The following is a 23,455-nucleotide window of genomic DNA, read 5'->3' on the forward strand; positions in this document are numbered from 1 at the left end:
TGGCCCTACTTGGAATTATTCGGCGCTGGTACATCAGAGACCGCGTTTCGATCAGGGAAATAGCCCGTAGGCTAGACATTTCCCGAAACACTGTTCGTCGCTATATTCGGTCCGAGGCGATCGAGCCGTCCTATCCCACCAGGCAATCACAGAGCTCGCTCGATGAATTCGCGCCTAGATTTTCCGCCTGGCTGAGCGCTGCGGCAGTCAAATCACGGAAGCAAAGAAGAACCCTGAAACAGATGTTCCTGGACCTGAAAGAGCTGGGATATGAGGGTCGTATGACCGCGTAGCTGCCTTCGGAAGGCAGTGGAAAGTGGGTCAGATGGCGAGGGTCAATTCTGCGAGCAAATCAACAGTCAAGCATCACTGAAATATGCACAAGTTCTCCCCGTTCTTCAAGTTGGGCAGTGTTTGATCAAACACCTTTAGTTTGAAGATCTATTTGCGTATCCATTTAGAAATATTCTCACCGCTTCTTTTGAAATTTTCTCTAGCTGTCTTTTTGTAGGTGAAACAGCAGTTCCCCACATCAGATTTTCGATGAGGTCGGCGGCGCATATTCCCTTGAAATGCAAGGCGGCCAGCTCCGAGTTACGGGCGTCGATCTTACCGCTTTCCATACATTGCGCCATCACATTTTTGATGGCGGCAACTGTGCGCTTGGGACCATTTTTGAAAAATATGCGTGCCAGTTCCGGATAGCGCGCGGCCTCTCCGATGATAAGTCGATCCAGTGCGATCACATCCGGCCGAGACACAAGCATTAGCAACGCCAGCCCTAGGCGTTCCAAGATGGTCTGGACACTGTCCGCTTCCTTGTATGCCTTGGCCAGCTCTTCCAACGCCCCGTCACCTGCCTGCACGACAAATGCCTCGAATAATTCTTCCTTGTTCGAAAAATAGTTGTACAGCGTTACCTTGGATTTGCCCGCCGCCGCCGCAATGGCCTCCATGGTCACGGCGGCATAGCCCTGCTGGATGAACAGGTGGCCTGCGGCATCGATGAATTCATTGCGCTGTTCCACGGTCTTGACCCGCATCGCTTTAGATCCTTTTTTTATATATGAACGTATGCGTACATTTTATCACGGGCTGTGCTACCATCTTTTTAAATGAACGATACCGTTCATTATTAAGCGGTAGCCTGATCCATCCTGGCTGCCCGCGCTATCCGGTTCGCGCACGGCAACGGTCCGGCGCGGGCTCTTTCGCCACCCCGGCGCATGACAATGAAGGAGACCACCGTGAAAGACCAGCAGACATTCCCGCTCTACCAAGACTTTACCGGCCAGTACATTGGCGGGCAGTGGCGCGACGGCACTGCCGCCAGCCTTTTGCAGGACCATGATCCCTATACCGGGCAACTGCTGACCGAGATCCGCCAGGCGTCCCTGGCCGACCTCGACGCCGCCTATGCCGCCGCCGCCCAGGCGCAGCAGGCGTGGGCGGCGGCCTTGCCGTCGGAGCGCGCAGCCCTGTTCCTGCGTGCGGCGGCCATCATGGACCAGCGCCACGCCGAGATCGTCGACTGGCTGATCCGCGAATCCGGCAGCACCCGTATCAAGGCCGAGATCGAGTGGGCCTCGGTCAAGTCCGTCATGCTCGCCGCCACTGCCTTGCCGGGGCGTGTACACGGCCGCATCCTGCCCATCGATATCCCTGGCCGCGAAAGCCGGGTCTATCGACGGCCACTGGGCGTGGTCGGCGTCATCAGCCCCTGGAACTGGCCGATGCAACTGTCGAACCGTTCTATTGCACCGGCATTGGCCGTGGGCAATGCGGTAGTGGTCAAGCCGGCCGACGAAACGCCGGTCACAGGTGGCCTGCTGCTGGCCAAGATCTATGAAGAGGCCGGCTTGCCGCCCGGGCTGCTCAACGTCGTCATCGGCGCAGTCAGCGAGATCGGCGATGCCTTCACGCTGCACCCCACTCCAAAGTTCATTTCCTTTACCGGCTCTACCCGGGTCGGCCGTCACATCGGTGCGCTGGCCATGACCGGGCCTACAATAAAGCGCGTCGGATTGGAACTGGGCGGCAACGCGCCCTGCGTGGTGCTGGACGATGCCGATCTGGAGCGTGCGGTCGATGGTGCCATTCTTGGGCGCTTCCTGCACCAGGGCCAGATCTGCATGAGCAGCAATCGCATCATCGTCGACGCAAGCCTCTATTCACGCTTCGTCGACGCCTTCGTCGAGAAGGCCAAGGCGCTCAAATGCGGCAATCCTCATGATCCCGATACGCTGATCGGCCCGCTGATCAACCAGCGTCAGCTGGACGCGGCGCTGGGACGTCTGGAGGCCGCCCGCAACTCCGGTCAACGCCAGGTGCTGGCCGGCCAGGCGCACGGGCTGGTACTGCCACCACAGGTCTTCGTGGACGTGGCAAATGATTCGCCGCTGGCCCAGGCCGAGCAGTTTGCCCCCATCGCGCCGCTGATCAGGGCCGCCGATGAGGCTGAGGCGCTGCGGCTGGCCAACCAGACCGAATATGGCCTGTCGAGCTGCGTCTTTACCCGCGATGAAGCGCGCGGCTTGCGCTTCGCACAAGGCATCGAGGCGGGCATGACGCACGTCAATGCCATCTCCCCTTGCGACGATCCCAACAACATGTTCGGCGGCGAGAAAAACAGCGGCATCGGTCGCTTCAACAGCGATTGGATTCTCGCCGAGATGACCATGGAACACTGGATCAGCATCCAGTCCCCGCAGCACTGAAGTCCTCCCCTCTCCACAAGGAAGCCAGATCATGTCTATACAGTATCCCGCCACCCCTGAGTTTCAGGGGATGTATCGCCCCAGCCGAGTCGAAGCCAGCGTGCAAGCGCTAGAAGTCGTCGGCCAACTTCCCGCGCAGCTTCAGGGCTGCTTCTACCAGGTCGCGCCCGATCCAGCCTATCCACCGATGCTGGGCCACGACATCTTCTTCAACGGCGACGGCATTGTCAGCGCCTTTCGCTTTGGCCACGGGCAGGTGAGCCTGACCCGCCGCTACGTCCAGACCGAGCGGCTTAGGGCACAGCGCCAGGCCGGACGCTCGCTCAATGGCATCTATCGCAACATCTATACCAACGCACCCGAGGCGGCCCGCGACAACACCACTGCCAATACCACCGTGATCAAACATGCCGGCGTTCTGCTGGCGATGAAAGAGGACAGTCTGCCCTATGCCATGGACCCGGTGACACTCGACACCCTAGGGGTCTGGGATTTCCACGGACAAGTGAAATCGGCGACCTTCACCGCCCATCCCAAGCTCTGCCCTCAGACCGGAAGCATGCTTTGCTTCGGCTACGAGGCCAAGGGTGAGGGTACCCCCGACATCGTGTATTACGAGATAGATGCGACCGGAAGGCTCACCCGCGAGACTTGGTTCCAGGCTCCTTACACGGCCATGATCCACGATTTCGCGGTGACGGAAAATTACGTGATCTTCCCTATCATTCCGCTGACCGTGGAAGTGGAGAGGATGAAGCGTGGCGGCCAGCACTTCCAATGGCAACCCGATCTGCCGCAGCTGTTCGGTATCCTGCCGCGCGCCGGCAAGCCCAGCGACGTACGTTGGTTCTATGGCCCAGCGGACAGCTTCCAGGGTCATACCCTCAATGCCTATGAGCTGGGCCGCAAGCTAATCCTAGACATGCCCGTCGCCAGCGGGAACGTCTTTTACTTCTTCCCGCAGGCTGATGGATTCGTGCCCTCCCCCGAGACGCTCAAATCTGCCCTGGTGCGCTGGACCTTCGATCTCGATTCCAATAGCAAGCAGGTTCTACCCGAACCGCTGACCACGTTTCCCTGCGAGTTTCCACGCTGCGACGAACGCTACAGCGGCCGTCCCTACCAGCATGGCTTCATGCTGGCCTTCGACCCAACACTGCCATTCGATGCCGCTACGCTGGGCGCACCGCCGTTCCAGTTCTTCAACCAACTGGCCCACGTCAACGTGCGCACCGGCGAGACCCGCACCTGGTATGCCGGCGATGCGCACTGCTTCCAGGAACCGGTCTTCGCGCCGCGCAGCGCCGATGCGCCCGAAGGCGACGGCTTCTTGCTGAGCCTGCTCAATGACTTGCGTAGCGGCACGACCGAGCTGGTGATCCTGGAAACGCGCGATCTGTCAGCCGGGCCGGTGGCGCGGGTACAGATCCCGTTGCGCATGCGCATGTCATTGCATGGCAATTGGTCTGCTGACTAAGGCCCCATAGCGAAGCGGCGGACAGGTTCGCACCTGTTCGCCGCTATTTCCATCGCTCGTCTGCCTCTGTCCTTCAGTCGGTGCAAGGCGTCTCCGCGCGGCGATTGAAAACGATGGCCAGTGCGGCGACCACCGCCGGCGTGATGCCCATCAGGAAAATGTGCTTCACGTCCATCTGCCATCCCAGCGTCAGGCTGCCCGCCAGCGGTCCGCAGATCGAGCCGATGCGGCCGATGCCCAGTGCGAATCCGACCCCGGTGGCGCGCATGGTGGTCGGATAGATCTCGGTGGCCAGCACGTTCAATCCCGCCTGTGCACCCTGAATCACCACGCCCATCAAGCTACTGGCGACGATCACGTTCCATTCAGATTGCGGCCAGTTGGCCAGCCCCAGGGCCAGCAAGGCATACAGCGCCAGTTCCAGTACCAGAGTGCGGCGCACGCCCAGCGCATTCATCAGCCAGCCTTGCAACAGGCTGCCAAGGACACCGCCGGCACTGAAGCAGGAGATGGCGGTAATACCCACACTCACCGGATGATGCGCGCCCATGAGCACGGCCGGCATCCAGCTGACGATGAAATACAGCACCACCAGGTTCATGAAGTAGGGGATCCACAGCAATACCGTGTCCTTCCAGCGGCCATGGCGAAACAGCTCGGCCACGGGCACGCCCGGCGCCTGCGGCGGCGGTGTCACCAGGTCCTGGTCGGCGCCCAGTTCCGGGGCGATGCGACGCATCAGTGCCTGCAGGCGGGCGCGATGTTTGCCGCGCACCAGCAGGAAGCGCGCCGACTCGGGCATGAACACCAGCGCAAACAGCGCCACCGCGATGGGCAGCGCGCCGCCGACGATGAACACCGCGTGCCAACCATGCGAAGGCAGCAGCAGCGACGTGACGATGCCGCCCAGTACCGCCCCCAGCGGCATGCCGCACATCAGGGTGGCGACGATCACGCGTGCATGGCGCCGCGGTGAATACTCGGAAGCCAGTGCCAGCGCATTGGGCAGTGCACCTCCCAGGCCGATGCCGGTCAGAAATCGCAACAGTAGCAGATCATCATGGCTGGCCGCCAGCGCGGTCAGCAGCGACATGCTGCCAAAGGCCAGGGTGGAGGCGATCACCATGGTCTTGCGGCCGAAGCGGTCGGCCAGCGGGCCCAGGATCATCGCGCCCACCAGCATGCCCAGCAGGCCGGCGCTGAAGATGGGGCCGAAGCTGGCCATCGGTATGCCCAGTTCGCGCGACATGGCCGGGGCCAGCATGCCGATGGTCTGGGTATCGAAGCCGTCCAGCACGGCGATCAGGATGCAGGTACCGATGGCGCTCCATTGCACCATGCCGACAGGGCGCGCGTCGATGACCTCGCTGACCTGGATGGGGGTAGCGGATTGCATGTGTCTCTTCCTCTTCTTGTCGTGATTGTCATTGTTGTCCTGGCGTGCGCTGCGCTCCCTGGGAGGGCAGCGGCGCAGGCGGCCGACGGCCTGCCGCAAAAGCGGCGGCTATCGCGAGGCAGTCTAGGAGTTTGACTTTTATCAATCAATACGCCCATGCTGATACTTTTCATCAGCAATATTGATAAATGCCATGGACAATCTCGACCTCCGGCAGCTGCGCATCTTTCTCGAAATCTACAAGACCCAGAGCATTTCCCAGGCCGCTGCCAGCCTGGACCTGGGGCAGCCGGCAGTCAGCATGGCGCTGGCCAAGCTGCGCGAACACTATGGCGATCCGCTGTTTTCGCGCACCTCCGGCGGCATGCTGCCGACCCCGCTGGCCGAGCAGATCGTGGGGCCGATGCGGCTGGCGCTCAGTACCCTGACCTCGACCTTGCAACACCGCGTGAGCTTCGACCCGGCGCGTTCGGACCGGCTGGTCCGCCTGTGCATCACCGACATCGGCCAGCGCGTCATCATTCCCCGGCTCCTGGCGCACCTGAAGCAAGCCGCACCGGCCATCCGCATGGAACTCAGCTACGTGTCCGAGCGCACCGGCAAGGATCTGGAATCGGGCCAGATCGACCTGGCGCTGGGCTACATCAGCGGTCTTGATGCCGGTTTCTACCAACAAGCCTTGTTCACCGAACGCTTCATCTGCATGGTCAGCCGCGATCATCCGCGCATCCGCAGGGGGCGCATGTCGCTGCGCGACTTCGAGCGGGAGCGGCATCTGGTCATCTCCACCCAGGGCACCGGCCATCACATGATCGACCGCAAGATCGAGGAAGAGCTGGGCATCCAGCGCAAGGTGGGCCTGCGCATTCCCAACTACCTGGGTGTGGTCTCCAGCATCATCGATTCTGATTACCTGGCCCTGGTGCCGGAACGCTTCGGCCGCATCGTTTCCCACCACAATCCGGTGCGGCTGGTGGAGTTGCCCTTCCGGCTGGAACCTTACCGCGTCATGCAGCACTGGCATGGGCGCTACGCCAACGATCCCGGCCTCCGATGGTTGCGGCAGATTATCGCGCGCTTGTTCGGGGATGCGGACGGTGCCGGGCCGCATGGTGAATAACATCAATCACAAATCTCTTATTTGGATGTTTTGATATGTAACTACGACAAATATTATCTTATTTTGAGAATTGTGTTTACTTCTTCGCGTTGACGGGATTAAGATCAGGTCCTCGAACAACAAAGGAGATGTCATGAAATTCGCGAGTTTTCGCCATCAGGGCAAGGACAGTTTCGGCCTCGTCGCGGGTGAGCAGCTGATCGATCTGGGTCATGCCGGTGCCGGCAGCCTGAAGCAGTACCTGGCCCAGGGCGGTGCAGCGCGCGCGCAGCAGGATGCCGAAGAGGGACGCGCGCTGGCGATCGCGCAAGTGCAATTCCTTCCGGTCATTCCCAATCCTGAAAAGATCCTGTGCGTGGGCATCAACTACCTGTCGCACGTCAAGGAAACCGGGCGCGAACTGCCCAAGCACCCGATGATCTTCGCCCGCTTTGCCGATTCGCAGACCGGCCACCTGCAGCCCATCGTCCGTCCACATGCATCGGAAAAGCTCGATTTCGAAGGGGAGCTGGCCGTGGTCATCGGACGCAAGGCACGTCACGTCAAGGCCGCCGACGCCCTTGACTATGTGGCCGGTTACGCCTGCTACAACGATGGCAGTGTGCGCGACTGGCAAAGGCACACCATCCAGTTCATCCCCGGCAAGAACTTCCCGCAGACCGGTGGCTTCGGCCCCTGGCTGGTCACGCCCGATGAGGTGGGTGATCCCTCGCAACTGAGCCTGGTGACCCGGCTCAACGGCACCGTCGTGCAGGAGGCGCGCACCGATGACCTGATCTTCTCCATCCCGGCGCTTATCGAATACTGCAGCACCTTCACCGAGCTCAATCCGGGCGACGTCATCATCACCGGTACCACCGGTGGCGTGGGCGCCTTCCGTGAACCCCCGCTGTGGATGAAGCCCGGCGATGTGGTCGAAGTCGAGATCTCCGGCCTGGGCAAGCTGGTCAATCCGGTCGAGCAGGAAGCCTGAGCAGCAGACCGCTTTCTGCCCGCGCGGCGATGAGATTGCAGCGGGCAGGACGCCTTGGAAGAGAGAGACACCCATGACAGACCAACAGACGCGCAGCGTCGATATCCTCATCGTCGGGGCTGGCCCGACTGGCCTGACGCTGGCCAACATCCTGGGCCAAGCCGGCATCCGCACTCTCATCATCGACCGCAAGCCCTCGACCGTGGCCGAGCCGCGCGCGGTCTCCATCGATGATGAATCCCTGCGCACCATGCAGTTCATCGGACTGGACCAGCCGGTCCTGAAGGACGTGGTGCTGGGATACGGCGTTCATTATTTCACCCGCCCCGGCGGCCACTGTTTCGGCAAGGTCGAACCGACCCGCAGCGAGTATGGTTTCCCGCGCCGCAACGCTTTCCGCCAGCCGCTCTTCGAGGCCACGCTGCGCGAGGGTGCGCAGCGTTTCACTGCGCTGGACATGCGCTTCGGGCACGAGCTGGCATCCTTCCTGCAAACTGACGGGCAGGTAGAGGCACTGATCCGCGACGACGCCGGCCAGCCACTGAAGGTCAGCGCGCGCTATCTGGTGGCCTGCGACGGTGGCCGCAGTCCGGTGCGCACCCTGCTCGACATCCCCATGTCGGGCACCACCTTCAAGTCGCGCTGGATCGTGCTCGATACCGAGAACGATGACGATCCCTTCTGGCAGACCCGCGTCTATTGCGATGCCGGCCGGCCCATCGTGGAAGTGCCGGGGCCGCATCGCACGCGCCGTTTCGAGGTGATGATTCATCCGCATGAAGATGCCGATGCTATGCTCCAGGACGAGCGGATCCGCGAATTCCTGCGGCCCTTCCGGGGCGACAAGCCCACCACCATCGTGCGCAAGGTGGTCTATACCTTCCACGCCCGCATGGCCGAACGCTGGCGCATCGGCAACGTCTTCCTGGCCGGCGACGCCGCCCACCTGACGCCGCCCTATGCGGGCCAGGGCATGAACAGCGGCATTCGCGATGCCCACAACCTGGGCTGGAAACTGGCCGAGGTGATCGCCGGGCGTCTGCCCGATACCGCTCTGGATTCCTATGAAGCCGAGCGCCGTCCGCATGCCTGGGCACTCATCAAGCTGGCCCTGAACCTGGGTGAAGTGATGGCGCCGCGCAGCCGCTGGCATGCCGCCGCCATCAGCGGTTTCTTCCGGCTGGTGGCGCATGTGCCGCTGCTGCGCGACTACTTCCTGCAGATGAAATTCAAGCCCAAGCCGCGCTATCACCGTGGCCTGCTGATCGGCCAGGGCAAGGCGGGTGCCCAGGCGCTAGTCGGCACCATGAGCCCGCAGCCGAGGCTGCGGGCGGCAGACGGCAGCATCGTGCGGCTCGATGATGTGGTGGGTCCACGCTATGCCTTGCTGGCCTTCGGTGCGCAAGCGGCGCAGTGGCTGGCCGGTTTGCAGGCACCCCTGTGGGAGGCCCTCGGTGTGCGCCGCATCGCCATTCTGCCGCGCCAGGCCGCTGCGCCCACCGATATCGCGGGCGTGCTCCAGTGTGTGGACGCGGAGGACCAGGCCCTGGCCTTCTTTAAGTCCTTGGGGCAATCCATCGTGCTGGTCCGTCCGGACCGCTACGTCGCAGGCAGTTTTACCGTTGCCCAGGAAGCTGGCTTCGCCCAGGCCTGCATGGACAGCTTCGGCCTGCGCTCGGCCCCGGCCGCCATCCCCGCCCGTGCAGATGGCATTGCCGACACAAGCGCCCTGGCCCGTCCCACCGCCTGAACCGAATGAGGAATCCCGACATGAGCATGCAATCACACAGCCCGGCCCAGCTGCACCACCTGCACATCACCAGCCCAGATCCGGATGCGCTGGCGCGCTTCTACAGCCAGAACATGGACCTGCAAGCCAGGCTTGAAAAGGACCGCCACGTCTTGCGCGGCGGCAGCCGTGCCGCCGTGATTTCGGCCGGACCGGCCGGCCTGCTGTATCCCGCCTATGTCCTGCGCGACGCCGCCGCCCTGGACGCGCTGGCCAGCCGGCTGGCGCGCAATGGCGTGGCCATGCAAGGCATCGACGATCCCCTGCTGCAAGCCGGCGCCTTCAGCATCGCCGATCCGCAAGACCGCCTGACCGTCTACGGCCTGGCACGCGCACCGCGCCAGGCCGATGCCATGCCGGCGCGCCTGCAGCACGCCGTGTTCCAGACCACCCAGCTCGATGAAGTGGTGCGTTTCTACGTCGAACAGGTGGGCTTCACCGTCTCCGACGAGGGCGTCGATGAAGAGAGCGGGCGCGTCATGGTGGTCTTCCTGCGCTCGGATGACGAGCATCATTCGCTGGCCTTCTTCCGCGGATCGCGCAACGAATGGGATCATCATTGCTACGAGACCGATGAATGGAATAACATTCGCGACTGGGGCGATCGCTTCGCGCGCTTGAGGATTCCGATCTTCTTCGGGCCGGGTCGTCATGGACCAGGCAACAACCTGTTCTTCATGGTCACCGATCCGGATGGCAACCGCCTGGAAATTTCGGCCGAGCTCGATCGCGTCGCCATCGACGCCACGCCCGGCGTCTGGCCCCACAATGAATACACCCTCAATTCGTGGGGCCGCGCCTGGATCCGGACCTGAGCGCAGGCCCGGCAAGACCGACAGGAAACCCATGGCAACCGACCGATCGCTGAGCGTACTGCGCCTGTTCACGCTGGAGATGCCAGCCTGGACCGTGGAGCAGATAGCCCGCACACTGGAGGTGTCCATGAGTACCGCCTACCGCTATGTGCTGGCGCTGGAAGAGGTCGGCCTGGTCGCCTCCAGCGGTGGCGGCTACTACATCCTGGGCCCGGCCATCCTGCAGCTGGATCGCCAGATCCAGCTGACCGATCCGCTGCTGCTGAGCGCGCGCCCGGTGATGAACCGCCTGGCCGGTTATGCACCGGACGGCTCGGTGGTGCTGCTGTGCCGTGCCTTTGCCGATACCGTGCTGTGCATCCACCAAGTGCATACCAGGGGGCCACAATCGCTGATCAGCTACGAGCGCGGCCGGCCGATGCCGCTGTTGCGCGGCGCGACCTCGCGCATCATCCTGGCGCATGAACCGACGCGCCGCTTGAAGCGGCTCTACGAACGCCATCAGGAAGAGTTGCGCAGCAGCGGCATGGCCGACTCCTGGGAACAGTTCCGCAGCCAGCAGTCGCAACTGCGCAAGACCGGTTATGCGGTGTCCTTCGGCGAGATCGATCCGGACCGCATCGGTATCGCCGTGGCACTGCTGGGCGAAGCACGACAGCCCATCGGCAGCCTCAGCTTCGTGCTGCCGGGCAGTGCCGGGCAGGAGCACATTCCCATCCTGGCCAGCGTGCTGGCCACCGGCAGCCGGGATATCGCCGCCGGCATGCCGGGCAGCGGTGAGGATGAGGCCAGACGCGCAAACGCCTGAGCCAAAATGACCTGCAGCCCGGCGAGGCCGCAGGCGACAAGAAGAGCGATGCACAGATCAGCAGCGTCATCGACAATAACAAAGGAGATCAGCATGGCAAGACTGGCCGTCGTCGTCACCGACGACATTGCACAAGCCGAGCGCAACAAGGTCTGGAAAACCTGGCTCAGCACCTATGTCGCGCGTAATCCGGATGACTTGACTGACTCGGGCATCAGCTTCAGTCCAGGCAACACGCTGGGCTTTCGTGGCTGCATCGAATATGGTGACCTGGGCGATGCCAACCTCTGCCGGGTGCGCAGCGACGCTTGCCGCTATGTGCGCCAGCCAGCCAAGACGCAGGATGCGTCGGGCACGGCCATGATCGTCCTGCAGACTCGCGGTACCAGCGTGTTTCGCCAAGGCCAGCGGCAAGATGTGCTGCGTCCTGGTGACTGGAGTCTATACGACACGGCGCGCGCCTTTTCCATTGCCAGCGAAGAAGCGGGCGAGCATCTGGTCCTGCTGCATCCACGCTCGGCTGAACCACCCCTGCAAGCTGCCTTCGGACAATTTGCTGCGCGCAGTTTCGGCTGCACCGGGATTGAACGCATGGTGCGTGAACAGATCAGCAGTGCTTTCCGCGAATGCCATACCATGCCCTTGCGCACGGGCAATGTGGTCGCCAACAGCATCCTGCAACTGGTAGCATCGGCCTTGGAAGCCAGCAATGACCATCCGGTCAGCGCCGCCATGGGGCTGCGTCAGCGCATCATGCAGTTCATCGATGAGCACCTGGGCGACGAGCACCTCACGGTGCCGCGCATTGCCGAGGCATTTGGTTATTCCAGCCGACAGATCCATCGCATGTTCAGCGACGAGACCGGCATGACGGTCGCCCAGTATCTTTGGCAACGGCGACTGGCGCAGAGCCTGAAGGATCTGCAGGACAGCGAACAGGCTGGCTGCACCATCACCGAAATCGCCTTCCGCTGGGGCTTCAGCAATGCGGCGCACTTCAGCCATGCGTTCAAGCAGGCCTATGGCCTGAGTCCGCGCGAGTGCAGGGTGGCTGCGCGCTGTTGAACGACTTTATGTCGCTTCGCCGGAATGAATCGGCCCGCTTTGGCGGGCCGTTCGTTTTTCTGCGTAGCGTTTTCTTTGGTTGCCGCGACTTCGCCATTGCACAGGTCGCTTTCAACAAAGAGCGTGTCGCTCACGCAAAAGAGCCACTGCGGCATTGCTTCTACACTTGTCCCGAACTTGATCAGACCGCTTGACAGCACCGCCCTGATAGGTCAAGTACAGCGGCTTCAGGTTTCACCATAACAATACAGCGATCCGCAGATCGCCTCATACCGGAGACAACTATGCAAGTGCTATCGGGAAAGCAGCGCGCTTTCCGTCATCTCATCCCCATCTTCCTGTTCGGCACCAGCCTGGCACTCTGTGCAGACCATGCACTGGCGCAGGTCAGCGGTATTGCCCCGGCGGTATCGCAGCCGCCGGGACTGAACCTGGGCGAAACCAGTTTCATGGATGGTTTTTCGCGCACCGAACCGGGTTGGGTCTACCTGCCTGCGCTGCAGTATGCCAACGGCACCGCCATCAAGGATGGCAGCGGACGTGATTCGGCCGCCTTCAAGGATCCCCGCATCAATGCGCTGACCCTGATCAACCATCTCTCCTATACCTCGCCCATTCGCATCGGCAATGCCTCGCTGGGCATGAACGCGATCCTGCCCGTGGTATCCCTGGATGGGAGCTTTGGCCAGCCAGGTGCCACCCTGGCCGGTGGCGGCACCAGCATCGGTGACCTGACCATCGGCCCTTCGCTGCAATTCGATCCCGTGATGGGTGCGGCCGGGCCGATCTACTCGCAGCGCTTGGAATTCTCCTTCCTGCTGCCCACGGGCCACTACAACCGCAACAACGACCTCAACCAGGGGTCCGGCTATTACTCGATCAATCCCTACTGGGCGGCGACGCTGCTGCCTACGCCGCGCTGGGAAATCAGCTGGCGCCTGCACTATCTCTATAACTTCAAGAACACCCGGCCGGCCGGCAGCGCCCCGCTTGCCTACCAGGGCCAGGCCGTGCGCGACACCCAGTCCGGGCAGGCAGCCTGGATCAATCTGACCACTTCCTATGAAGTGATGCGCGATGTGCGGCTGGGCGTAAACAGCTACTACTTCAAGCAGCTCACCGACAGCAAGACCAATGGCACGGACATGGCCGATTCGCGCGAGCAAGTGCTGGGTGTGGGTCTTGGCGCAATGTTCACCATCCATCGCGGTGACAAGCGCGATGCCTTGTGGATCAACAGCTACACCGAAAGCCACGTGCGCAACCGCACCCGCAACAGCCTGGTTTTGCAGGCGCGTTACGCCTACGAGTTCTGAGTCCGGCCACTACAGGAGAACATGATGAGCCAGCAATACAAGACAGAGGCAAGCCACAATGTCGACAGCGGCAAGACGCTGGGCCTGTTGGGATTTCTGATGATGATCGGCGTGGGCACGCTGCAGATGCAACCGGTGTTGGGCGGCGCGCTGGTCGATCATTGGGGATTGAACCTGCAGCAGATGGGCATGCTGTTTGGGGCTGAATTGATCGCCATGGCCATCGGCTGCGGCAGTTCGGCGCTGGTGGTCAATCACTGGGACCGGCGCCGGCTGTGCCAGGGCGGTTTGTTGCTGCTGGCCGGCGGCAGTGCGCTCAGTGCCTTGCACGGCACTTACTGGCTGCTGTGCGCCTCGCGCGCGCTGGCCGGTTTCGGCGGCGGCGTGGCGCAAACGGTGGTGTATGCCACCAGCGCGCAACGCAGCAACAAGGACCGCACCTATGCGGCCACCAACATCATGCTGCTACTGTGGGGAGCGGTCTCGATTGGCGCGGCGCCCTTGCTGATCTCGGCGGCCGGCGTCGGCTCGGTGTTCCTGAGCTTCCCCCTGATGGTACTGCCGGCCCTGGCCATGACCGGCCTGATCCCGCGCCAGGCGCGTTTGGCTGCACGCAGCGCTGAGCCGCTGGTGGCATCGCCGCTCACGCTGCGCACCAGCTTGCTGCTGGTCTTGTTCGGCTTGCTCTTTGCCGGGCATGGCGTGCTGTGGGTGTATCAGGAGCGTATCGGCGTCTCCATTGGCCTGCCTGGCCCAGCGATTGGCGCCATTCTGGGACTAAGCGCGCTGGCGGGAGCGGCTGGAGCAGCCGTTGCCGGTGCGCTTGGTAAGCGCTTGGGACATCTCTCAGCGCAGGTGATCGGTTTCGCTGGCTCCATCATAGCCTCCCTAGCTATCGTCTACGGTCAGACACAACTGGTCTACGCAGGGGCAGCGGCGCTGGTGATGGCGGTGTGGTTCTTCGGATTGACATACCTGTTCGCCTTGTCTGCAGAACTGGATCCGACCGGGCGCCTCACGAGTCTGGCCAATGCCGCCGTCTTCATCGGTCAGGGGCTAGGACCAGTAATGGCAGCACTTCTCGTGCGCGGCAGCAACTTCAGAGCGGTCGGATGGCTTTCTGCCAGCATCTATACAGTTTGCTTGGTCATTGCACTCTATGTCACCGCAAACGCTGCACCAGCTGCACCCCGCGGGCCGCGAAATTTTGAGCGCGAATTGACCTGATCTATTTTTACCGCTGATGGGAATCTAACACCTTAGGTAGAAATATATCCGTCAAAACGGTTGTATTTGCCACTCTGGACCCGTCATGCTGGCGCGGACGCGCCAGCATGACGGGCGAGAGAAGATCCCTTATAAGCTATTGGATCATTGCCGCGAACTACCTCCCTCTCCACGCTATGTTGTACGGATTCATGGGGCTACCTACTCCGGCAACGCCCTCTAACCTATGGGGCCTTGCAATGATCGCTATCGATAGAATTGAATCCCTATATAGATCAAGCGTCCGCTACGCCGTCTACACGGCGTCTTAGTCGCTGCGGATTGGCCTCGCGGATGGCCGCCGGATGCAAACCGTCTGGCAGGTCTTGGTAGGCGACAGGTCGCAAGAAGCGCTCGATGGCCGTCGACCCCACGGAAGTGAACATGGGATTGGAGGTCGACGGGAACGGTCCGCCATGCACCATTGCATGGCATACCTCGACGCCGGTGGGGAAGCCATTGGCCACGATGCGTCCGACCTTTCTCTCCAGGATCGGCAACAGGCGGCCAGCGGCGAGATGGTCATCCTCATCAATCTGCAGAGTGGCCGTCAGCTGCCCTTCCAGTTGCTGCGTGAGCGCTATCATCTCTTCCACATTGGCCACTCGGACTACCAGCGAAGCGGGGCCGAAGATTTCCTCGCGCAGATGCGGCTGGGTCAGGAAATGGCGCGCCTCGGTCACGTACAAGGCGGCCTGCGCGGCGTTGTGAGCATGCTCACCCAGCGCGGGCCGGCCCTGTACCACGCGGGCGACACCCGCCAGGCCTTCAAGGCGTGACACGCCCTGGCAATAGGCATCATGGATGCCGGGGGTGAGCATGGTCTGCGCCGCCGCCTCGCCAAGGGCTTGCGCGGCTGCCGCGAGGAAGCGTTCCAGGTTGCGGCCGTCCTGCGCAACTACCAGTCCGGGATTGGTACAGAACTGACCGGCGCCCATCGTCAGCGACGCAGCAAAACCGCGTCCAATGGCCTCGGCACGGGCCGCCAGTGCTGCCGGGAACAGATATACCGGATTGATGCTGGCCATCTCCGCATAGACCGGAATCGGCTCGGGACGGGCGTTGGCGATCTTCACCAGTGCTAGGCCACCCTGGCGCGAGCCGGTGAAACCGACAGCCTTGATCTCGGGATGCGCTACCAGGGCCTCGCCCAGTTGACGCCCGGCGCCCACCAGCAATGAAAACACGCCGTCCGGAAGTTCCAGCTTGCGTGCCGCCTGCTGGATGGCGCGACCAACCAGTTCGGAGGTGCCCAGATGCGCGCCATGCGCCTTGACGATGACCGGGCAACCCGCCGCCAATGCAGCGGCGGTATCACCGCCGGCCACCGAGAACGCCAGCGGGAAATTGCTGGCGCCGAAGACGGCCACCGGGCCCAGGCCGATCTTGCGCAGGCGGATGTCGGCGCGCGGCAGGGGCTGGCGCTCGGGCTGGGCCTGGTCGATCACCACGCCCTGGAAGGCGCCTTCGCGTACCACCGCGGCAAACAGGCGCAACTGGCCGACGGTACGGCCGCGCTCGCCTTGGAGGCGTGCCAGCGGCAGGCCCGATTCCTGGTGTGCCCGGTCGATCAGGGCATCACCCAGCGCCAGGATCTGCTCGGCGATCTCTTCGAGGAAGCGGGCACGCGTTTCCAGCGGCAGCGCGCGATACGGATCGAAGGCTTGTGCCGCCAATGTGGCGGCACGCTCGACTTCGTCCTTGCCACCCAGTCCGAAGGCCGGGATGGGGATGGCCTGGTTGGTGGCCGGATTGATGGAGTGTTGCTGTCCCTCGGTGCCGCGCACCGTAGACAGACCGATCAGCATATCGCCAGTGATGGCCATGGTGTTCTCTTTGCAGGAATAAAAAACCGGCGCATGCTGCCTCGACGGCGGCACGACGCCGGCATAGCGGAGATTACTTCACGGCCGGACGGCCAGCCTCGACCCAGGCACGGAACTGGGCACGGGTTTCCTCGCTGGGTGGATACAGGCCCCACAGCGGCTCACCGGCTTGCACACGCAGGGCCAGGTAGGCTTCGATGTCGTCTCGTTTCTCGCACAGATCGGCCATTTCTTCTGCCATGTGGGCCGGGATGACAGTGATGTTGTCGCCATCGCCATGGATCACGTCGCCCGGATAGATGGCCACGCCTGCGCAACCGATGGGGACATTCAGATCGGCCACATGGTGATAGGACAGGCGTGTGGTGGCGGTGATGCCGGTGCTCCAGATCGGGAAATCCATCTGCGACAGTTCGGTGCCGTCGCGGAAGCTGCCATCGGTAATGACGGCGCGGGCACCGCGCTTCATCATGCGGGTGATCAGCATGTTGCCCATCGACGCGGCACGGCCGTCGCGATTGCTGTCGATGACCAGCACATGACCAGGTTCGATCTGCTCCACGCCCACCCATTGCAGGTTGTTGGCATCAGGCTTGACGGTCAGGTTGGCGTAGTTGTCGACATCCTCGCGTGCCGGGATGAAACGCATGGTGTAGGCACGGCCGGCGAAGGGCTTGATGTTCTTGTTCACCGGCGTCAAGCCGTGCAGTACCGGCTGGCGGATGCCCTTGATGTAGAGCTGGGTGGTCAGCGAACCGCTGGTGACCTTGGCCAGGCGCTCCAGCACCGAATCGGACACATGGGGAGCGGGAGCCAGTTGGGGGATGCTGTCCAGCGGCGGCGGAGTGATGGCGTTCATAGTGGGACGTTCCATTGAATGAGCAGGCAAATGGTCTGGGCGAGGCAGGCAACTGTGGCGCCCTGCCAGGACCGGATGGGTAAAATCTTAGTGAATCAGGGTCGCCAGCCACAACAGGCAGTGCTGGCGACTTGGACCGGCTGTTCCAGTAACTGGGATTGCGGGTTTCGTCATGGATGATCGGTACGGCCCTGCGGCATGAGATCTGGCCGTGCCGCTGCCGTGGCCGCATCGGCGGGCAGACCCGGATCGAAGCGCTCGATGCGACCCACCACGAACAAGTAACTCAGGACCGCGACCAGGCCATGGCATCCGACAAACACCAGTGCCCAGTAGAACGAACCGGTGCGTCCCAGGATCAGGCCGATGATCAGGGGCGTGGTGATGCCGGCGGTATTCCCGATGGCATTGAAGACACCGCCGGTCAGTCCGATCATGCTCCTGGGCGCGGTATCGGCCACCACCGCCCAGCCCAGCGAGCCACAGCCCTTGCCCATGAAGGCCAGCGACATCAGGGCGATCACCATCCAGTCGGCCGTGACGAAGTTGCAGCCGATCATGGCTGAGGTAAGCAGCATGCCGCAGATGATGGGAATCTTGCGGGCGATGGTCAGCGAGCCGGTGCGGCGGTACAAATGGTCGCTCACATAGCCGGAGGCCACGCCGCCGAAGAATCCGCACAGGGCCGGGATTGACGCGACCACCCCGGCGGTGAGAATGCTCATGCCCCGATCCTTGACCAGATAGGTCGGGAACCACGAAACGAAGAACCAGGTGATGGCCGAGATGCAGTATTGCGACAGGAAGATGCCTGCCAGCATGCGGCTGCGCAGGAGCCCGAGCACGCTGGCCAGCGTCGGCGGTGGTGGCGCCGGCGGTATGCCGCGTACGGCGTGGGAAGCACCCAGCTCCACCAGGCCGCCGCCCTGGCGGATGTAGTCCAGTTCCTCGGCATTGATACGCTTGTGCGTCGACGGCGGCGCATAGGCAAACCACCACAGCACGGCCAGCAGCAGGCCCAGCGCGCCCATGACGGAAAACACGTGCTCCCAGCCAAAGCGATGGTCCAGCCAGCCCATTAGCGGCGTGAACAGTGCCAGCGAGACGTACTGGGCGCTATTGAAGATCGCCCCCGCCAGGCCACGCTCGGTGGCCGGAAACCACGCAGCGATCACTCGCGCCGACGCCGGCCCGACCGGCGCCTCGAAGGTCCCCAGCAGGAAGCGCAGCACCAGCAATGCCGCGAATACCTGCACGAACCACGCTGCCGCCCCCATGAACATGGTACACAGCGACCAGGCAAGCAGCCCGGCCATGACGGTGAGCCTGACACCGAAACGGTCCACCAGCCAGCCGGCAGGAATATGGGCCATCACATAGGCCCAGGCAAAGGCCGAGAACAGCCAGCCCATCTGTACCGGGTCCAGCCCCAGTTCCCGGGACATGCCCGATCCTGCGATGGAAAGCGTGGCCCGGTCTCCGGTACTGAAGGCCAGCACGATGGTGATCAAAGCCAGGATGAAATAGCGCTGCCGCGTACGTGGCATCGTGGGTCTCCTTGATTGTTATGGTCCTGGGATGCGCGGCCCTGCCTGCCGGCGGGCCGCGCCAACGCGGTTCAACGCCTCAGGGCGCCTTGCCGAACTCGGCGGCGTCAGCGCGCCAGTGCAACGCCTGCTCGGACAGGGAGAAGCCCAGGCCAGGGCGATCCGACACGTACATGCGGCCGTTCTTGAGCTGCATCTGCTCGTTGAACATCGGGCCCAGCCATTCGAAGTGCTCCAGCCAAGGCTCGATCGGATAGGCGGCGGCCAGGTGCAGGTGGATTTCCATGGCGAAGTGAGGCGCCAGCTTGCGTCCCTTGAGCGCGCCCAGCGCCATGATCTCCAGGAAAGGCGTGATCCCCCCCACGCGCGGCGCATCGGGCTGGATGAAGTCACTGCCTTCGGCCAGGATCAGCTGTGCATGCTCACCCGCGCTGGTGAGCATCTCGCCAGTGGCGATGGCGGTGTCGAAACGATTGGCCAGTTGCGCATGGCCCTCGAAGTCGTAGGCGTCCAGCGGTTCCTCGATCCAGGTCAGGTCGAACTGTTCGAGGGCGCGGCAGGCGCGCGTGGCCTGCTGTCGGTCCCATTGCTGGTTGGCATCGACCATCAGGGGGAAGCCCTCGCCCAGGAGCTTGCGGACCTCGCCCACGCGGCCGATATCGATGGCCAGGTCCGGCTGGCCGACCTTGAGCTTGATGCCGCCGATACCACTCTCGCGCGAGATCGCCACGTTCTTGAGCACCTGCTCCAGCGGTGTATGCAAATAGCCACCCGAGGTGTTGTAGCACTGCACCGAATCACGATGCGCCCCCAGCAGCTTGGCCAGCGGCAAGCCGGCACGCTTGGCCTTGAGATCCCACAGGGCAATGTCGAATGGCGCGATGGCCTGCGTGGTCAGGCCGCTGCGCCCCATGGAGGCGCCGGCCCACAACAGCTTGGTAAAGATCCGGGAGATGTCGCTGGGATCCTCACCCAGCAGGTTGGGAGCGATCTCCTTGGCATGGGCATACATGCCCGGACCACCGGCACGCTTGGAGTAGCCGAAACCGATCCCCTCATGACCGTCACGGGTGCGGATCTCGGCAAAGATGAAGGCGATCTCGGTGAGCGGCTTCTGGCGCCCGGTCAGCACCTTGGCATCGGAGACCGGCGTTGCCAGTGGCAGATAGATCAGCGAGACCTTGACCCACTCGATGCGGTCGCCAGACTCGGCGGCGGTACGGGCATCGGCGGCAACCTTGGCGTAGGAGACGATATTGGATTCGACGGACATGCTATTCCTTGAAAATGAGACGGGAGAAAGAAACCGGAGCGGCACCACACCTGTTGTGGCGCCGATGAAAGCGCTTTCATCATCAATCCCCGCTCACCCTGGCGCAAGGCGTTGCCCACGCCATCGCGCCACGCACGGACGGGTATTTCCCACGCTCTGGAACGTTGCCGACAAGTGCCGCGTTATGATGGCAAGCCTTGTCTTGATGAACCCACAGAACAGCCCCGCCATGAAAGCTTCCGCCATCACCCCGCCCGACGGCCCCATGCGCATGAGCGACGTGGCCCGCATCGCCGGCGTCTCGCTGGTGACGGTCTCGCGCGCCGTGAATCAGCCTGACAAGGTGGCACCGGCCACGCTGGCCGCCGTGCGCGCCGCCATCGACACGCTCGGCTACGTGCCCAACCAGCTGGCCGGCGGCCTGGCCTCGAACCGCTCACGCACCATCGCAGCCATGGTGCCCACCCTCTCCAACCTGGTGTTCTCGGAAACCATCGAGGCCATGAGCCTGGCCCTGAATGCGCGCGGCTATCAGGTCCTGTTGGCGCAGACCAACTATTGCGCCGCCGACGAGATACGTATCGTCGATACCTTCCTCGGCCGGCGTGTGGATGGCATGGCACTCATGGGGATCACCAACGAGGACGTGGCCGACAAGCTGCGTCGTGCCGTCCTGCCGGTGGTACAGACCTGGGATTTCTCCTCGGCGGCGATCGACATGCAGGTCGGTTTCTCCAACGCCGATGCCGGTCACAAGGCCGGCGTCTACCTGGCCGGCCAGGGGCACCGTGTGGTGGGATTCATCGGTGCCGACGAGCGTCGCTCGCGCCTGCGGCTCAAGGGTTTTCGCCGCGCCTTTTCTGCCGTGGGAGGACAGGTGGTGGTCTCGCTGGCGCCGCCGCCGGCCGGTGCCGATACCGCTGCCGCCCAGCTGGCCGACTTGCGCCGCCACGCGCCGGCGATGACGGCCGTGTTCTGCAACAACGATCTGCTGGCCGCAGCCTTGTTGTTCGAATGTCAGCGGTTGCGCCTGAAGGTGCCACAACAGATGGCGGTGATGGGTTTCGGCGACCTCCCGGTGGCAGGAGCGTGCTGGCCCCGCCTGACCACGGTGAGCGTGCCGCGCCGCCGTATGGGTGAAGTGGCGGCCGAATTGCTGCTGCGCCGGTTGGCCGGTGATCCGTCGGCCAGTACCGTCGACCTCGGTTTTACGGTGGTACCACGCGAAAGCGCCTGACGATGCCCGCGCACCTGCACCTGGCTCCGCCTCAGTTCGGCTGCCAGGCCAGGCGCATGGTGTAGCGCACCGACTGGCCGGGTGCTGCCAGCGCCACGCCACTGTCACGAGGATCCAGCTGCGGCATGGCAAAGGCATTGGCCAGATGCGATACCGGCTCCACACAGACATAGGGCGCGCCACGCGGGATGAACATCACCAGATGCGACAGCCCCTGGCCGGCCGACAGCTGCAGTATTCCCTGGTCGTATTGCAATTGCATCTGGCCATCCCATTGCGAGAAATAGCCCAGCTGCTCCGCCTCATCGGCCATGGACGGCGACCAGCGTTGCCCTCCCAGCAGCGGTGTGCTCAGCCCATCGGGCAGGCATTGCGCATCATGCTGCCAGCGTCGTCCGGCGACAAAGCACATCTCACGCAGTCCATCTGCGCTGAGGAAAGGATGCAGGCCGCCACCGACGGGCATGCTGCGCGTAGCATTCAGATTGCGAACCTCCAGGGTGCATTCCAGCCAGCCGTCTCCGATGACCACACGCTGCCGGCAATACAAGGGCCAGGGCCAGTGCGGCCCGGTGTAGTGCACGTCCATCTCCAGCAGGCGGGGGTCTTGCGCACTCACCCGCCAGGCCAGTGTATGGGCGCAGCCATGCAGGGTATGCGGCGAGGCCGCCGGATGCGGCGGCAGCACATGCACCTGCCCCGCGAAGGGCAGGCGTGCATCGCGGATACGGTTGGAATAGGGCGCCAGCGGATACATGCCGCACTTGGGCCAGGCCAGCGCATCGAAGCTGGTCTGTACATAGGGCTGCAACACCTCGCGCTGGCCCCCCGGTGGGCCCTTGAACAGCAGGCGCGCCATGCGGCCACCGAACTCCGGCAGGAATTCGGCGCGCAGGCTGGCGTTTTCCAGGATCCGCGTGTCCATCTCAGAAGCGGTGCTGGATGCCCAGGTTCCAGGCCTGGTTGCCCGAACCGACCTCGATGGCATTACCCACCTTGTAGCTGGCGCCGTTGCTGTTGTTGATACGGCCATAGGCGGCAAACAGGTCGGTGCGCTTGGACATCGGGTAGATGTAACCCAGGCCAACCTGGCTGGCGTGCTGGGCGGCGGCCAGCCGGTCGCGCTTCCTGACGTAGGACACCATCACCCGTCCGATACCTGCCGGGATCACCGCACCCACCATCAGGTCGCGGCTGTCCACCGTGGTCACGCCGGCAGCGGTGCTCTTGTTGATGGCCGCAGCCCCATGCAGGCGCAGCACGCCGAAATCGTAGTAGGCACCAAAGCCGGTGTTCTTGGCCGCGCCATCGTCGTTGACGGTGTTGATGTTCTGGTGCGCTACACGCAGGTAGAGCGGTCCCGAGGCATAACCGAAGGAGGCACCCACGTAGCGGGCGGCGGCCATGTTGCCGGCGGTCTCGCCAAAGCCATAGCCGACGTCTCCCGAGTAGCCGCCGAAGACCGGTGAACTCCAGGTCACGCTATTGTTGATGCGGTTGTTGTAGTAGCCGTTGATGCCACCCACATAGTTCTCGCCGAACAGGTTGGTCATGCGCGCAGCCGATCCTGCAAAGAAGGGATCGGAGGTACCGGCCAGTACATCGAAGGGGGTGTACTGACGACCCACGCGCACGCTGCCGAAGTCGCCATTGAGACCGACATAGGACTGGCGGCCGAACAGCAATCCGCCCTGCCCCATGGCACCGGTATCGACCTGGAACCCGCTCTCCAGCAGGAATACCGCCGAGAGCCCGCCACCCAGGTCTTCCGCCCCCTTGAAGCCGATGCGCGAGCCGTTGAAGATGCCGCTGGAGATCTTGTTGATGGAACCACCGGCACCGCCCGACTCGTGGGTAAAGCCGGTGTCGAGCAAGCCATAGATCGTCACCGACGACTGTGCCTGGGCTATGCCCGTGCCCAGTGCGGCCATGCCTGCCATTGATGCTCCAATGATGTAACGTTTCATGCCA

General features: G+C 63.1%; 20 protein-coding genes. 12 read left to right on the top strand and 8 right to left on the bottom strand.

Annotation, left to right across the window (positions count from 1 at the left end):
- Positions 1-59 precede the first annotated feature (59 nt).
- Entirely contained in the window at positions 60-293 is a 234-nt protein-coding gene (locus tag JOD78_RS27430) for a hypothetical protein (RefSeq protein ID WP_348534287.1), read from the top strand.
- A gap of 135 nt (positions 294-428) precedes the next feature.
- Here JOD78_RS27430 and JOD78_RS27435 read toward each other — a convergent pair whose 3' ends face one another.
- Positions 429-1,043, bottom strand: coding sequence for a TetR/AcrR family transcriptional regulator (locus JOD78_RS27435; protein WP_209570072.1), 615 nt, complete (start codon positions 1,041-1,043; stop codon positions 429-431).
- 204 nt (positions 1,044-1,247) lie between these two features.
- Here JOD78_RS27435 and JOD78_RS27440 point away from each other — a divergent pair, with 204 nt between their 5' ends.
- Together JOD78_RS27440 and JOD78_RS27445 are read left to right on the top strand one after the other, a co-directional pair.
- Positions 1,248-2,717, top strand: a complete 1,470-nt coding sequence (locus tag JOD78_RS27440; RefSeq protein WP_209570073.1) for an aldehyde dehydrogenase family protein — start codon at positions 1,248-1,250, stop codon at positions 2,715-2,717.
- A gap of 31 nt (positions 2,718-2,748) precedes the next feature.
- Positions 2,749-4,194 (top strand): carotenoid oxygenase family protein, encoded by a 1,446-nt coding sequence (locus tag JOD78_RS27445; RefSeq protein ID WP_209570074.1) that lies wholly within the window; start codon positions 2,749-2,751, stop codon positions 4,192-4,194.
- A 73-nt stretch (positions 4,195-4,267) separates the two neighbouring features.
- Here the strand turns inward: JOD78_RS27445 and JOD78_RS27450 are convergent, their stop codons facing one another.
- Positions 4,268-5,590, bottom strand: coding sequence for an MFS transporter (locus JOD78_RS27450; RefSeq protein ID WP_209570076.1), 1,323 nt, complete (start codon positions 5,588-5,590; stop codon positions 4,268-4,270).
- 193 nt (positions 5,591-5,783) lie between these two features.
- On the opposite strand from JOD78_RS27450, the gene JOD78_RS27455 reads away from it, so the two are divergent.
- From JOD78_RS27455 to JOD78_RS27490, 8 genes are all read left to right on the top strand, one after another.
- Positions 5,784-6,710: a LysR family transcriptional regulator gene (locus JOD78_RS27455; protein ID WP_209570078.1), complete on the top strand. Its 927-nt coding sequence runs from the start codon at positions 5,784-5,786 to the stop codon at positions 6,708-6,710.
- Positions 6,711-6,843: 133 nt separating this feature from the next.
- A complete protein-coding gene (locus tag JOD78_RS27460; protein ID WP_209570080.1) occupies positions 6,844-7,683 on the top strand; it encodes a fumarylacetoacetate hydrolase family protein in 840 nt (279 codons plus the stop codon).
- A 73-nt stretch (positions 7,684-7,756) separates the two neighbouring features.
- Positions 7,757-9,433 (top strand): bifunctional 3-(3-hydroxy-phenyl)propionate/3-hydroxycinnamic acid hydroxylase, encoded by a 1,677-nt coding sequence (locus JOD78_RS27465; RefSeq protein WP_209570082.1) that lies wholly within the window; start codon positions 7,757-7,759, stop codon positions 9,431-9,433.
- Positions 9,434-9,453: 20 nt separating this feature from the next.
- Positions 9,454-10,287, top strand: a complete 834-nt coding sequence (locus JOD78_RS27470; protein ID WP_209570084.1) for a VOC family protein — start codon at positions 9,454-9,456, stop codon at positions 10,285-10,287.
- A gap of 31 nt (positions 10,288-10,318) precedes the next feature.
- Entirely contained in the window at positions 10,319-11,095 is a 777-nt protein-coding gene (locus JOD78_RS27475) for a helix-turn-helix domain-containing protein (RefSeq protein WP_209570086.1), read from the top strand.
- Between the two features lie 93 nt (positions 11,096-11,188).
- Positions 11,189-12,160 carry a helix-turn-helix domain-containing protein gene (locus JOD78_RS27480; RefSeq protein ID WP_209570088.1) on the top strand — a complete coding sequence of 324 codons (972 nt, stop codon included), beginning with the start codon at positions 11,189-11,191 and terminating at the stop codon, positions 12,158-12,160.
- 284 nt (positions 12,161-12,444) lie between these two features.
- Positions 12,445-13,476: a transporter gene (locus tag JOD78_RS27485; protein ID WP_209570090.1), complete on the top strand. Its 1,032-nt coding sequence runs from the start codon at positions 12,445-12,447 to the stop codon at positions 13,474-13,476.
- A gap of 21 nt (positions 13,477-13,497) precedes the next feature.
- The gene (locus JOD78_RS27490) at positions 13,498-14,703 is read left to right on the top strand and encodes an MFS transporter (protein ID WP_209570092.1); all 1,206 of its coding nucleotides are present in this window, start codon (positions 13,498-13,500) and stop codon (positions 14,701-14,703) included.
- A gap of 275 nt (positions 14,704-14,978) precedes the next feature.
- On the opposite strand, the gene JOD78_RS27495 is transcribed toward JOD78_RS27490, so the two are convergent.
- From JOD78_RS27495 to JOD78_RS27510, 4 genes are all read right to left on the bottom strand, one after another.
- Positions 14,979-16,568 (bottom strand): aldehyde dehydrogenase (NADP(+)), encoded by a 1,590-nt coding sequence (locus JOD78_RS27495; protein WP_209570094.1) that lies wholly within the window; start codon positions 16,566-16,568, stop codon positions 14,979-14,981.
- A 73-nt stretch (positions 16,569-16,641) separates the two neighbouring features.
- A complete protein-coding gene (locus JOD78_RS27500) occupies positions 16,642-17,427 on the bottom strand; it encodes a ribonuclease activity regulator RraA (RefSeq protein WP_209570096.1) in 786 nt (261 codons plus the stop codon).
- Between the two features lie 170 nt (positions 17,428-17,597).
- Complete coding sequence (locus JOD78_RS27505; RefSeq protein ID WP_209570098.1) at positions 17,598-18,974, bottom strand: MFS transporter; 1,377 nt, start codon at positions 18,972-18,974, stop codon at positions 17,598-17,600.
- Between the two features lie 79 nt (positions 18,975-19,053).
- Positions 19,054-20,247, bottom strand: a complete 1,194-nt coding sequence (locus tag JOD78_RS27510; RefSeq protein WP_209570100.1) for a mandelate racemase/muconate lactonizing enzyme family protein — start codon at positions 20,245-20,247, stop codon at positions 19,054-19,056.
- 229 nt (positions 20,248-20,476) lie between these two features.
- Between JOD78_RS27510 and JOD78_RS27515 the strand changes: the two genes are divergently transcribed.
- A complete protein-coding gene (locus tag JOD78_RS27515; protein WP_209570102.1) occupies positions 20,477-21,484 on the top strand; it encodes a LacI family DNA-binding transcriptional regulator in 1,008 nt (335 codons plus the stop codon).
- Between the two features lie 31 nt (positions 21,485-21,515).
- Here JOD78_RS27515 and JOD78_RS27520 read toward each other — a convergent pair whose 3' ends face one another.
- The gene (locus JOD78_RS27520) at positions 21,516-22,409 is read right to left on the bottom strand and encodes a hypothetical protein (protein ID WP_209570104.1); all 894 of its coding nucleotides are present in this window, start codon (positions 22,407-22,409) and stop codon (positions 21,516-21,518) included.
- A gap of 1 nt (position 22,410) precedes the next feature.
- Positions 22,411-23,451 (bottom strand): porin, encoded by a 1,041-nt coding sequence (locus tag JOD78_RS27525; RefSeq protein ID WP_209570106.1) that lies wholly within the window; start codon positions 23,449-23,451, stop codon positions 22,411-22,413.
- Positions 23,452-23,455 lie beyond the last annotated feature (4 nt).

The organism is Herbaspirillum sp. 1130 (genome assembly GCF_017833835.1).
Lineage (GTDB): Bacteria > Pseudomonadota > Gammaproteobacteria > Burkholderiales > Burkholderiaceae_D > Herbaspirillum > Herbaspirillum huttiense.